The following is a 12,768-nucleotide window of genomic DNA, read 5'->3' as shown; positions in this document are numbered from 1 at the left end:
GAACAGCAGCGCCATGCCGGGCGCCTCGTAGATGCCGCGGGACTTGGCCTCGATGATGCGGTTCTCGATCTGGTCGGACATGCCCAGGCCGTGGCCGCCGATGGCGTTCGCCTCGAGCACGAGGGCGACCGGGTCGTCGTAGCGCTGGCCGTTGATCGCGACCGGGCGGCCGGCCTCGAAGGTGACCGCGACGTCCTCGGTCTCGATGGCGACCGAGGGGTCCCAGAACTTCACGCCCATGATCGGCTCGACGACCTCGAGCGAGACGTCGAGGTGCTCGAGCACCTTGGCCTCGTGGGTCGCGCCCCAGATGTTGGCGTCGGTGGAGTAGGCCTTCTCGGTGGAGTCGCGGTACGGCAGGCCGTGCTCGACGAGCCACTCGCTCATCTCGTGCCGCCCGCCGAGCTCCTCCACGAACGCCGCGTCGAGCCAGGGCTTGTAGATGCGCAGCTCCGGGTTCGCCATGAGGCCGTAGCGGTAGAACCGCTCGATGTCGTTGCCCTTGTAGGTCGAGCCGTCGCCCCAGATGTTGACGCCGTCGGCCTGCATCGCGCGCACGAGCATGGTGCCGGTGACGGCGCGGCCCAGGGGCGTGGTGTTGAAGTAGGCCTTGCCGCCGGAGCGGATGTGGAAGGCGCCGCACGCGAGCGCGGCCAGGCCCTCCTCGACCAGCTGCGGCTTGATGTCGACGGCGCGGGCGATCTCGGCGCCGTACTGCTTCGCCCGCTCGGGGACCCCGGCGATGTCGGGCTCGTCGGGCTGGCCGATGTCGGCGGTGTAGGTGCACGGGATCGCACCCTTGTCGCGCATCCACGCGACGGCGACAGAGGTGTCGAGGCCGCCGGAGAAGGCGATGCCGACGCGCTCGCCCACGGGCAGGGAGGTCAGGACCTTGCTCAACTTTCGTTCCTTTCGGCAAGGGAGGTGAATCGGTGGGCCAGGGCGTCTCCCCCGGCGGGGTCACGGCCGATGACGAGCACGGTGTCGTCTCCGGCGATGGTCCCGAGGACGTCGGCGATCTCGACCTTGTCGATCGCGCTGGCGAGGAACTGGGCGGCGCCCGGCGGGGTGCGCAGGACGACGAGGTTGGCGCTCGACTCGGCGCTGACGAGCAGCTCCGAGCAGAGCCGGCCGAGGCGGTGCTGGGACGCGGGGCTCTCCCCCAGCACCGGGGCGCGCGGGGTCCGGTCGCCGCCCTCGGCGGGGACGGCGTAGACGAGTGCGCCGCTGGCGGCGCGGACCTTGACCGCGTCGAGCTCGACGAGGTCGCGGCTCAGGGTGGCCTGGGTGACGTGCACGCCACGCTGCCCGAGCAGGTCGGACAGCTCGGGCTGGGAGCGCACCTCGTTGCTCTCCAGCAGCTCGACGATGAGCGCCTGGCGGGCGTTCTTCGTCAGCGGGGTCAGGGCGTGCTCGCTCACGTCAGCCGGTCTTCCCGGGCTGGTCGACGTGGGCCTGGAGCCAGGCCATCACGGCCTTCTGGGCGTGCCGTCGGTTCTCGGCCTCGTCCCACACGACGCTCTGCGGTCCGTCGATCACCGCGGCGGCGATCTCGGAGCCGCGGTAGGCGGGCAGGCAGTGCATGACGACGGCGTCCGGCCGCGCCTGCGCGACGAGGTCCTCGGTGACGGCGTACGGGCTGAAGACCTCGCGGCGGGCGGCCGCCTCGTCCTCCTTGCCCATCGACACCCAGGTGTCGGTCACGACGACGTCGACGCCCTCGACCGCGGCAGCCGGGTCGGTGGTGACGGCGACGCTGCCGCCGGTGGCGGCGCCGAGGGCCGAGGCCTGCTCGAGCACCCCGGCGTCCGGGGCGTAGCCCTCGGGGCAGCCGAAGCGGACGTGCATCCCCGCGGTGACGCCGGCCAGCGCCCACGAGTTGCCCATGTTGCAGGCCGCGTCGCCGAGGAAGGCGACGGTGAGGCCGGCGAGGCCGCCCTTGTGCTCCTGGACCGTCAGCAGGTCGGCGAGCAGCTGGCACGGGTGGAACTCGTCGGTGAGCGCGTTGATGACCGGCACGCCGGACATCGTCGCCATCTCCTCGAGGTCGGACTGGGCGTAGGTGCGCCACACGACCTGCGAGGCCTGCCGACCCAGCACCCGGGCGACGTCGGCCACCGACTCACGCTTGCCGATGCCGGCCAGCGCGCCGTCGACCAGCATCGGGTTGCCGCCGAGCTCGGCGATACCCGCGGCGAAGGATGCCTGGGTGCGCAGGGTCGGCTTGTCGAAGACCATGGCGACGGTGCGCGGACCGGCTAGCGGCTTGTGGTCGTAGGGCTGGGCCTTGAGCTTCGCGGCGAGGGCGAGGACCTCCGCCTGCTCGGCCGGGGTGAGGTCGTCGTCGCGCAGGAAGGAGCGGATCATGCCGCACCCCCGTCCACGGCCACGCCGGCGGCGTCGAGGATGGCGGGCCAGGCGGCACCGAAGGCGTCGATGTCCGCGTCGGTGAGCACCAGCGGCGGGGCGAAGCGGATCCGCTCCGGGGTCGCGGCGTTGATGATGAAGCCCGCGTCCTGCGCGGCGGTCACCACCTCGGCGGCCTTCGGCTGAGCGAGGGTGAGCCCGACGAGGAGACCGGCCCCCCGCGTCTCCACGACCCGCGGGTCGGCCGCGGCGGCGGCCTTCAACCGCACGCCGGCCTCGGTCACCCGACCCAGGAAGCCCTCCTCGCCCACGACGTCGAGCACGGCGAGGGCGGCCGCGGACGCGACCGGGTTGCCACCGAAGGTCGTGCCGTGGTTGCCGGGGTCGAAGAGCTTGCCCGAACCGCCCGTGGCGATGCAGGCACCGATCGGGATGCCGCCGGCGAGGCCCTTGGCGAGGGTCACCACGTCCGGCACGACCGTGCCGGAGACCAGGTCGGGGTGCTGGTGGGCGAACCAGGCCCCGGTGCGGCCGATGCCGGTCTGCACCTCGTCGAGCCACAGCAGGGCGCCGTGCTCGTGGGCGATGCGCTGGGCGGAGGGCAGGTAGTCGCGCGGCGGCACGATGACGCCCGCCTCGCCCTGGACCGGCTCGACGATGACGGCGGCAGTCGCGTCGTCGACGGCGGCCTCGAGGGCGGCCACGTCGCCGTACTCGACGAAGGTGACGTCACCGGGCAGCGGCTCGAAGGGCTCGCGGTAGGCCTGCTTGGAGGTGAGCGCGAGCGCCCCCATGGTCCGGCCGTGGAAGGAGCCGGTGGTCGCGACGACCTTCGTCCGGCCGGTGCGGCGGGTGAGCTTGAGGGCGGCCTCGTTGGCCTCGGTGCCGGAGTTGGTGAAGAAGACCCGGCCGTCGGTGCCGAGCAGGGTGACCAGCCGCTCGGCCAGGGCGACCTGCGGAGCGCTGGCGAAGAAGTTCGAGATGTGGCCGAGCGTCTGCAGCTGCGTGGTCACCGCCTCGACCAGCCGCGGGTGGGCGTGGCCGAGCGCGTTGACGGCGATGCCGCCGAGCAGGTCGACGTACTCGCGGCCGTCGACGTCCCACACGTGGGCGCCCTCGCCGCGGGCCAGCACGAGCTTCGGCGGGCCGAAGGTGTTCATCAGGGCACCGGCGTACCGCTCGGTCCAGTCTGTCGTGGTGGTCACTTGACGTCCTCCCGGGCCTTGCGCGTCTTGGTGGTCACGCCGGGCAGCACCTGCGTGCCGACGCCCTCGTCGGTGAAGAGCTCCAGCAGCACGGCGTGCTCCTGGCGGCCGTCGACGACGGTGGCACGGGCGACGCCACCGCGCACGGCCTGCAGGCAGGCGCTCATCTTCGGGATCATGCCGCTGGCGAGGGTCGGGAGGATCTCCTCGAGAGCCTCGGGGCTGATCTCGCCGATGACCTCCTCGGGGTCCGGCCAGTCGAGGTAGAGGCCCTCGACGTCAGTGAGCACGAGCAGCTTCTCCGCGCCGAGCGCGACCGCGAGGGCCGCCGCGGCGGAGTCGGCGTTGACGTTGTGCACGACGCCGTCGACGTCGGGCGCCACGCTGGAGACGACCGGCACCCGGCCTGCCTCGATCAGGTCGAGGACCGACTCGGGCCGGACCTGGGCGACCTCGCCGACGAGGCCGAGGTCGACCTCCTCGCCGTCCACGACCGTGCCGGTCGGCTCGGCGGTGAACAGCCGCGCGTCCTCGCCGGAGAGGCCAACGGCCAGCGGGCCGTGCTCGTTGATGAGGCCGACGAGCTCGCGCTGCACCTGGCCGACGAGCACCATCCGGACCACGTCCATCGCCTCAGGGGTGGTGACCCGCAGGCCGCCGCGGAACTCGGACTCGATGCCGAGCCGGTCGAGCATCTGCGAGATCTGCGGTCCACCGCCGTGGACGACGACCGGGCGGAACCCGGCGAAGCGGAGGAAGGCGATGTCCTCGGCGAAGGCGCGCTTGAGCCGGTCGTCGGTCATCGCGTTGCCGCCGTACTTCACCACGACGATCTTGCCGTGGTAGGCCTTCAGCCAGGGCAGGGCGCCGGCGAGCGTCGCGGCCTTGTAGGGGTCGGGCTTGCCGGGCTGGTTCATCTTCTCCTCGGTCATGACGAGTAGGCGCTGTTCTCGTGGACGTAGGCGTGGGTGAGGTCGTTGGTCCACACCGTCGCCTCGGCGTCGCCGGCCTTGAGGTCGATGGTCACCGTGACCTGCCGGCCGGAGAGGTCGACGAGCGACGGGTCCTCGGCCGGCGTGCTGTTGCGGCACACCCACACGCCGTTCATCGCGACGTCGAGGTCGGCCGGGTCGAAGGCTGCCTGCGTGGTGCCGATGGAGGCCAGGACGCGACCCCAGTTGGGGTCCTTGCCGAACACGGCGGCCTTGAAGAGGTTGCTCCGGGCGACGCTGCGGCCGACCTCGACGGCCTCGTCCTCGCTCGCGGCGTTGACGGTGGTGATCGAGATCTCGTGGTCGGCGCCCTCGGCGTCGGCGAGCAGCTGCTTCGCCAGCGAGGTGCAGACCTCGGTGAGCGCGGCGGTGAACTGCTCGGCGGTCGGCGTGACGCCGGAGGCCCCGCTCGCCATGAGGGTGACGGTGTCGTTGGTGGACTGGCAGCCGTCGGAGTCGAGCCGGTCGAAGCTGACCCGGGTCGCGGCGCGCAGGGCCGCGTCCAGCTCGGCGGCCGGTACGACGGCGTCGGTGGTGATGACCACCAGCATGGTCGCCAGCGCGGGGGCGAGCATGCCGGCCCCCTTGGCCATGCCGCCGATCGACCAGCCGGAGCCGTCGGGCGCCTCGACGACGACCTGCTTGCTGACGGTGTCGGTGGTCATGATCGCCTCGGCGGCCGCCTGGCCGCCCTCGGGCGAGAGCTGCGCGTGCAGCGTGTGCACGCCGTCGAGCAGGGTCTGCCGGTCGTTGGTGAGGCCGATCAGGCCGGTGGAGCAGACGACGACGTCGCCGGCGCCGATGCCGAGGACCTTGCCGACCTCCTCGGCGACCTGGTGGGTGGTCAGGAAGCCCTCCGGGCCGGTGTAGCAGTTGGCGCCGCCGGAGTTGAGGACGACGGCGCGCACGACGCCGTCCTTGACGACCTGCTCGCTCCACAGCACCGGGTTGGCCTTGCAGCGGTTGCTGGTGAAGACCGAGGCGGAGTCGAAGGTGGGGCCCTGGTTGACGACGAGGGCGAAGTCCTTGCCGCCGCTGGCCTTGAGGCCGATGGCGGCGCCGGCCGCGACGAAGCCGGCGGGATGGGTGACGCTCATGGTTCGACTTTCTCGTGGGTGTGCCCGCGGCGGGTACGGGGCGCGCGGGGCTCGGGTCTCAGGCGGGGACGGCGGGGGCGACGGCGTGCCCCGATCGTCGCCACGCCTCCTCGGCCCGGTCGGCCTGGCCGGTGGGCACGAGGACCCAGTCGGTGTCGAAGGTGGAGATCACGAAGACCGGGATCGCGTCCTCGGCGAGCGGCGCCAGCAGGCCGGCGAGGATGCCCGGGGTCTTCAGGTCGAGGGTGCCGGTGACGGTGAACGCGGTCAGCGGCTTCTCGTGCCGGGCCTTCTTCGGCACGTTGCGCCCGGCGCACACCAGGGAGGTCTCGGTGGCGGTCGCGGTGATCGAGAAGATCGAGGAGGACTCGGCCCAGGCCGGCACCTCGGCACCCGGCGCGAGCCGGACGACGGCGAGGGTCTCCGGGTAGCGGGCGATCTCGAAGGTCTCGGAGGGCTCGGGGGTCTCGGCGCTGTCGTTGGTCACGTTGCTCACGGTGCCAGTCCCACGGTGCTCAGGCCAGTGGTCTCGTCGAGACCGAGGGTGAGGTTCATGCACTGCACGGCGGCGCCGGCGGTGCCCTTGGCGAGGTTGTCGACGGCGCCGACGGCGACCAGCCGACCGGCGGCCCCGTCAACCGTGACCTGGAGGTGGACCGCGTTCGAGCCGAGCACGGACTGGGTCTGCGGCCACTGGCCCGGCGGCAGCACGTGCACGAAGGGCTCGTCGGCGTAGGCGGCCGCGTAGGTCTCGTAGGCCTCCTCGGCCGTGACCGGGCGGGCCAGCGGGGCCGAGCAGGTGGCGAGGATGCCGCGCGGCATCGGCACCAGCAGCGGCGTGAAGCTGACCTTGACCGAGGCCGGGCCACCGTCGATGAGCCGGCCGAGGTTCTGGGTGATCTCGGGCGTGTGCCGGTGGACTCCCCCGACGCCGTAGGCGCTGGCGTTGCCCATGACCTCGCTGCCGAGCAGGTGGGTCTTCGCCGCCTTGCCGGCCCCGCTGGTGCCGGAGGCCGCCACGACGACGACGTCGGGGACGACGAGCCCGGCTGCGACCGCGGGGGCCAGGGTCAGCGAGGAGACGGTCGGGTAGCAGCCGGGGACGGCGACCCGCTTCGCGCCGCGCAGGGCGTCCCGGTTGCCGGGGAGCTCGGGCAGGCCGTAGGGCCAGGTGCCGGCGTGCGGGCTGCCGTAGAACTGCTCCCAGGCCGCGGCGTCGTCGAGCCGGTAGTCGGCGCCGCAGTCGATGACCACGACGTCCGCGTCGCGCGCCGACAGCTCGGCGGCGAGCGCGCCGGACTGGCCGTGCGGCAGGCCGAGGAAGACCACGTCGTGGCCGGCGAGCACGTCGGCCGTCGTCGGCTCGAGCACCCGGTCCGCCAGCGGGAGCAGGTGCGGCTGGAGCGCGCCGAGGCGCTCCCCCGCGTTGCTCGCGGCCGTCAGCGCACCGATCTCGACACCCGGGTGACCCAGCAGCAGCCGCAGCACCTCGCCGCCGGCGTACCCGCTGGCACCGGCGACCGCGACCCGAACCTTGCTCATGTGCATGAACATACAGGATGCTGCATGTTCTTGTGCAACCGACCCGCCGGTCAGGTCCGCTGGACCGCGCCGACCCGCTCCACCGCGGCGGCCACGGCGGCGTCGCGCGCCGCGCTGATCTCCGCGTCCGTGAGCGTCCGGTCGGGCGCCCGGAAGCGCAGCGCGAACGCCAGCGACTTGCGGCCCTCGCCGATCTGCTCACCGGTGTAGACGTCGAAGAGGCGAACCGACTCGAGCAGCTCCCCCGCGCCCTCGCGCAGCGCAGCCTCGACCTCGGCGACGGTCACCGACGCGTCGACGACCAGCGCGACGTCCTCCTTGGCGACCGGCATCGTGGAGAAGACCGGCCCGGGCGTGACGTCGACCGCGGCGGCCATGAGCGCATCGAGGTCGACCTCGACGGCGGCGCTGCGAGCGGGCAGCCCGAAGGCCTTGCACACGCTCGGGTGCAGCTCGCCGGCGTGGCCGATGACGACCTCGTCGATCGAGACGACCGCGCATCGGCCCGGGTGCCACGGCATCCGGGCGGCGTTGGCGACCTGGATCCGGACGCCGAGCTCGTCGGCGAGGCGGCGGACCACGGCGAGCGCATCGGTCCAGCCGGCGTCGGCGCCCTCGCCCCACCAGCCGGCACGCGAGCGCTCGCCGGCGAGGACGACGGCGAGGTGCAGCGGCTGCACGGGCAGCGCCTCGAGCAGCTTCTCCAGCTCGGCGTCGGAGGGACGCGTGTGCACGCCGTAGATCGGGGCCGGACCGTTCTCGGAGGGGAACGCGACCGTGCCGGTCTCGAAGAGGGAGACCCCGGGGGCGCCGCGGCTGACGTTGCGACCGGCCGCCTCGAGCAGGCCGGGCAGCAGCGTCGTCGTGTACGACGGCTCCTCGCTCGACAGCGGGTTGGCCAGGCCGACCGTGGAGCGCAGCGGGTCGTCGGCCGGCAGCCCGCGGCGCAGCAGGGTGGCGATCTCGCCCAGCCGGCGCAGGTCGGGGACGGGCTCGTCGCCGCGGCGCAGCCGCTGCGCCCGGGTCAGGCCGCGGCCGGTGGCGCGGCGCGGGAGGACGCTCGGGACCTGGTCGTAGCCGACGATCCGGACGACCTCCTCGACCAGGTCGTAGGGGTCGTTGACGTCCGGGCGCCAGGTCGGCGGGACGACCTCGAGCGAGCCGTCGCCCGACTCGGTGACCGCGGCGCCGATGGCGCGCAGGCTCTCGACGGTGGTCACCGCGGAGATGTCGATGCCGCTCAGCCGTGCCGGCAGGTCCGGCTCGAAGGAGATGGTCGGACGCTCGGGGGCGGTGCCGACCAGGGTGAACCCGGGCTCGGCGGTGGCACCGCCGTGCTCGACCATCAGCTCGACCACGCGGTCGGCCGCGGCGCCGGGCAGCAGCGGGTCGACGCCGCGCTCGTTGCGCTTGCCCGCCTCGGAGGTGAGCTTGTGGCGCTTGCCGGTGCGGAACATCGACACGGCGTCCCAGTGCGCCGCCTCGACCAGCACGCGGGTGGTCGTGTCCGACATCTCGGTGGTGGCCCCGCCCATGACGCCGGCCAGGCCGATCGGGCCGGAGTCGTCGGCGATCACGAGGTCCTCGGTCGACAGGTCGCGCACGGCGTCGTCGAGCGTGGTGAGCTTCTCGCCCTCCCGGGCGCGGCGGACCCGCAGCGCGCCGGCGACCTTGTCGGCGTCGTACCCGTGGATCGGCTGGCCGAGCTCGAGCATCACGTAGTTGGTGATGTCGACGGCGAGCGAGATCGAGCGCATGCCGGCCTGCTCGACGCGGCGCTTCATGAAGTCCGGCGTCGGGCGGGTCGGGTCGAAGCCGCTGACGAGGCGGGCGGCGAACACGGGGCAGCCGGCCGGGTCCTCGACCTCGACCTGCCACGCCCGGCCGTCCACCTCGGGGAGCGAGCGCTCGGCCGGGTCGGTGAAGGGCGCCCCGAAGCCCAGCGCGGCCTCGCGGGCGACGCCGCGCAGGGAGAGCGCGTAGGCGCGGTCGGGGTTGATCTCGAACTCGATGACCTCGTCGTCGAGGCCGAGCAGCTCGAAGACGTCGTCGCCGGGCTCACCGGCGTCGGGCGGCAGCACGATGATGCCGTCGTGGTCGTCGCCGAGCCCGAGCTCGCGGGCCGAGCAGATCATGCCGGCCGAGAGGTGGCCGTAGGTCTTGCGCGCGGAGATCTCGAAGCCCCCAGGCAGCACGCCACCCGGCAGCACGACCACGACGAGGTCGCCGGGGCCGAAGTTGTGCGCGCCGCAGACGATGCCCTGCGGCTCGCCCGTGCCGTTGGCGTCACCGACGTCGACGGTGCACCAGTTGATGACCTTGCCGTTCTTCTGCGGCTCCTTGTCCTGGGTGAGGACGCGGCCGATGACGAGCGGGCCGGTGATGTCGGCGGAGTGGATGGCCTCGAGCTTGAGCCCGAGCGCGGTGAGCCGGTCGGTGAGGACCTCGGTGGTGACGTCGGCGGGCAGGTCGACGAGCTCCCGGATCCAGGAGACAGGGGCCTTCATGGTCTACAGCTCGCTTCCGAATGCCGTGGTGAAGCGCACGTCGCCCTCGAAGAGGGTGCGCAGGTCCTCGAGGCCGTGCCGGAACATGAGGGTCCGGTCGATGCCCATGCCGAACGCGAAGCCGGAGTAGCGGCTCGAGTCGACGCCGCAGGCCTGGAGCACGCGCGGGTTGACGATGCCGCAGCCGCCCCACTCGATCCAGCCCTCGCCCCGGCAGGTGCGGCAGGTCTCGCCCTCGTCGTTGACCTGGCTGCCGCGGCACACGAAGCAGACCAGGTCGACCTCGGCCGACGGCTCGGTGAACGGGAAGTACGACGGACGGAAGCGCGTCGTGATGCCCTCGCCGAACATCTGGGTGGCGAAGTGGTCGAGCGTGCCCTTGAGGTGAGCCATCGAGATGCCCTCGTCGATGGCCAGGCCCTCGACCTGGTGGAACATCGGCGAGTGGGTGGCGTCGTACTCGTCGGTGCGGAAGACGCGTCCCGGGCACACGACGTAGATCGGCGGCGTGCGGGTGAGCATGGTGCGCGCCTGGACCGGGCTGGTGTGCGTGCGCAGCACGACGTGGTTGTCGGCCGGCTCGGTCCAGAACGTGTCCTGCATGGTGCGGGCCGGGTGGTCCGGGCCGAGGTTGAGCGCGTCGAAGTTGAGCCACTCGGCCTCGATGACCGGGCCCTCGGCGACCTCCCAGCCCATCGCGACGAAGATGTCGGCGATCAGCTCCGACCCGGTGGTCAGGGGGTGCCGGGCACCGACCGGGTCGCGGTCGGTCGGCAAGGTGACGTCGACGGCCTCCTCGACGAGGATGCGGGCCTCGTTCTCGGCCTCCAGCTCGACCTGCCGGGCCGCGAGCGCCTTGTTGACGGCGCCGCGGGCCTGGCCGACGCGCTGGCCGGCCTCCTTGCGGGCCTGGGGCGGCAGCGCACCGATCTCCCGGTTGGCCAGGGCCAGCGGGGAGCGGTCGCCGGCGTGCTCGCTGCGCACCGCCTTGAGCTGCTCCAGGTCGGCGGCAGCGGCGATCGCGGCCAGTGCGGCGTCGCGCGCGGCCTCCACCTCGGCAGGGCTCACGGCGGCGACCTCCACGGGGTCGTAGTCAGTGTTCGGGCCAGACATCGTGCGGCAAGTCTAGGAACCAGCGGGCGCCGGCGACGAACCGGTATTCACCCGCGGACCGCGGAAGACCCTCAGGAGCCGATCTCGTCGGCGACCGCCGTGAGCCGCGCCACGGCCGACGAACTCATCGGGCCACCTCCGCGACGACCGGCCACGCGGTCACGACCCGGGCACCTCCGCCGGGCCGGTCGTCGACGGTGACCACGCCGCCGTGGGCCTTCACCAGCCCGTTGACGATGTAGAGGCCCAGCCCCGAGCCGCCGCGCTTGCCGGCGGTCCAGAACTTCGTGAAGACCCGCTTGCGCAGCTCGACGGGGATGCCGTCGCCCTCGTCGGTGACGGTGACGGCGGCGAAGGAGGGATCCTCCGCCCACGGCCCGACGTGGATGCGCACCGTGCCGTCGCCGTGGCGCACGGCGTTCTCGACGACGTTGGTGAGCACCTGCATCACCTTGTCGGGGTCGGCGTCGACCGACGGCACGTCGTCGTCGACGTGCAGCTCGAGCGGGGTGGACGTGGCGTGGGAGATGGAGTCGTGGACCCGGGTCGCCTTGAGCACCAGGTCGGTGGGCCTGCGGTGCAGCTGCAACCGACCGGTGTCGATCCGCGCGACGTCGAGCAGCTCGGCGATCAGCCGGCTGAGCCGCTCCGCGTCCGCGCTGGCGGTGGTGAGCATCAGCTTCTTCTGCTCGTCGTTGAGCTTGTCCCACCGGTTCAGCAGTGCGTTGACGAAGCCCTTGACCCCGGTGAGCGGCGAACGGAGCTCGTGGGCGAGGGTGGCGACGAGGTCGGAGCGCTCGCGGTCGAGCCGGGCCCGACCCCGGCCCGAGCGCAGCGAGACCGCCACCGCGGTCACCGGACCGATGGGCCGGTCCCGGTGCAGCCGGGCGGTGACCAGGACCTCGGTGCCGTCGGGGAGCAGCCACGCCTGCTCCGGCACCGCCTTGACCGTCGGCAGCCCGTCGTACGGCGTGTTCGCGTCGGTCCACGCCCGTGCCTCGTGGTCGGTGAGTGCCAGCACGTCATCGAGCTTGCGTCCGACGGCGTCGGACGGCGCGACGTCCAGCATCCCGGCGGCGACCGCGTTGATCGCGGTCACGCAACCGTCGGCGTCGGCGACGACGACGCCGTCGGGCAGCAGGTCGAGGGGCTCGGTCACCCCGCCATCATGGCGCGGGCGCTGGCATAGAGACAGACCGCCGCGGCGGTCGCGAGGTTCAGCGACTCGGCGCGGCCCGCGATCGGGATGCTCACCCGGTGGTCGGCGAGGGCGGCGAGCTCGTCCGGCAGGCCCCACGCCTCGTTGCCGAACAGCCACGCCGTGGGCCGGGCCAGGAGCTCGTCGGCGGAGAACAGGTCGACCTCTCCCCCACCGTCGGCGGCGAGGACGGTCAGGCCGGCCTCCCTGGCCGCACGCACGGCGGCAGCGGGGTCGCGCTCGAGCGCCACCGGCAGGTGGAAGGCGCTGCCGACGGAGGCGCGGATCGTCTTGGGGTTGTAGAGGTCGACGGCATCGCCGGCGAGCACCACGCCTGCCGCGCCGGCGGCGTCGGCGGTACGGATGACGGTGCCGGCGTTGCCGGGGTCGCGCACGTCGGCGCAGAGCGCGACGAGGCGACCGTCGAGCGCCCCGGCGAGGGGCACGTCGAGGAAGTCGCAGACCGCGACGACGCCGGCCGGGTTCACGCTGTCGCTGAGCCCGGCCATCGCCCGGTCGTCGACGAGCGTGACGGGCACGCCGCCGAGCAAGGCGGCGTGCTGCTGCGCGGCGGCGGGCGTGGCGAAGACCTCGCGGACGCGGCCGGGGGTGGCGAGGGCACCTTCGATCGCCTTCGGTCCGTCAGCAAGGAAGCACCGCCGCTCGGAACGAACCGAGCGGCGGTGCAATTTCCGTGCTTCCTTGACCCTGGCGTTGCCGCCGGTCAGGGGCGCGGTCACGTCAGGT

At 73.0% G+C, this 12,768-nt stretch carries 12 protein-coding genes; all 12 read right to left on the bottom strand.

Annotated features, from left to right (window positions below):
- Positions 1-900, bottom strand: a 900-nt coding sequence (gene argG / locus L615_RS07295) for an argininosuccinate synthase (RefSeq protein WP_145724626.1), incomplete at its 3' end; no start/stop codon positions are given.
- Positions 897-1,421, bottom strand: a complete 525-nt coding sequence (locus L615_RS07290) for an arginine repressor (protein WP_145724624.1) — start codon at positions 1,419-1,421, stop codon at positions 897-899. The genes L615_RS07290 and argG, both read right to left, overlap by 4 nt.
- A gap of 1 nt (position 1,422) precedes the next feature.
- Entirely contained in the window at positions 1,423-2,367 is a 945-nt protein-coding gene (argF, locus tag L615_RS07285; protein ID WP_145724622.1) for an ornithine carbamoyltransferase, read from the bottom strand.
- Positions 2,364-3,527 (bottom strand): acetylornithine transaminase, encoded by a 1,164-nt coding sequence (locus L615_RS07280; protein ID WP_084254877.1) that lies wholly within the window; start codon positions 3,525-3,527, stop codon positions 2,364-2,366. Before L615_RS07280 ends, argF begins: the two co-directional genes overlap by 4 nt.
- A gap of 41 nt (positions 3,528-3,568) precedes the next feature.
- On the bottom strand, positions 3,569-4,504 hold the full coding sequence (argB, locus tag L615_RS07275; protein ID WP_028654213.1) for an acetylglutamate kinase: 936 nt from the start codon (positions 4,502-4,504) through the stop codon (positions 3,569-3,571).
- A complete protein-coding gene (argJ, locus tag L615_RS07270; protein ID WP_145724620.1) occupies positions 4,501-5,661 on the bottom strand; it encodes a bifunctional glutamate N-acetyltransferase/amino-acid acetyltransferase ArgJ in 1,161 nt (386 codons plus the stop codon). Before argJ ends, argB begins: the two co-directional genes overlap by 4 nt.
- A gap of 58 nt (positions 5,662-5,719) precedes the next feature.
- Complete coding sequence (locus L615_RS07265) at positions 5,720-6,148, bottom strand: ACT domain-containing protein (protein WP_186449770.1); 429 nt, start codon at positions 6,146-6,148, stop codon at positions 5,720-5,722.
- Between the two features lie 5 nt (positions 6,149-6,153).
- Positions 6,154-7,209, bottom strand: a complete 1,056-nt coding sequence (gene argC, locus L615_RS07260; protein WP_145724617.1) for an N-acetyl-gamma-glutamyl-phosphate reductase — start codon at positions 7,207-7,209, stop codon at positions 6,154-6,156.
- 44 nt (positions 7,210-7,253) lie between these two features.
- Positions 7,254-9,710 carry a phenylalanine--tRNA ligase subunit beta gene (pheT, locus tag L615_RS07255; RefSeq protein ID WP_145724616.1) on the bottom strand — a complete coding sequence of 819 codons (2,457 nt, stop codon included), beginning with the start codon at positions 9,708-9,710 and terminating at the stop codon, positions 7,254-7,256.
- 3 nt (positions 9,711-9,713) lie between these two features.
- Complete coding sequence (gene pheS, locus L615_RS07250; protein ID WP_028654208.1) at positions 9,714-10,823, bottom strand: phenylalanine--tRNA ligase subunit alpha; 1,110 nt, start codon at positions 10,821-10,823, stop codon at positions 9,714-9,716.
- Between the two features lie 124 nt (positions 10,824-10,947).
- Positions 10,948-11,982, bottom strand: a complete 1,035-nt coding sequence (locus tag L615_RS07245; protein ID WP_261376588.1) for an ATP-binding protein — start codon at positions 11,980-11,982, stop codon at positions 10,948-10,950.
- Positions 11,979-12,761: an RNA methyltransferase gene (locus L615_RS07240; RefSeq protein WP_028654207.1), complete on the bottom strand. Its 783-nt coding sequence runs from the start codon at positions 12,759-12,761 to the stop codon at positions 11,979-11,981. The genes L615_RS07245 and L615_RS07240 overlap by 4 nt, the downstream gene beginning before the upstream one ends.
- Positions 12,762-12,768 lie beyond the last annotated feature (7 nt).

The sequence above is a fragment of the Nocardioides sp. J9 genome (assembly GCF_007829375.1).
Classification (GTDB): Bacteria; Actinomycetota; Actinomycetes; order Propionibacteriales; family Nocardioidaceae; genus Nocardioides.
The sequence above is the reverse complement of the archived record's forward strand: the minus strand, read 5'-3'. Positions and strand labels throughout refer to the sequence as shown.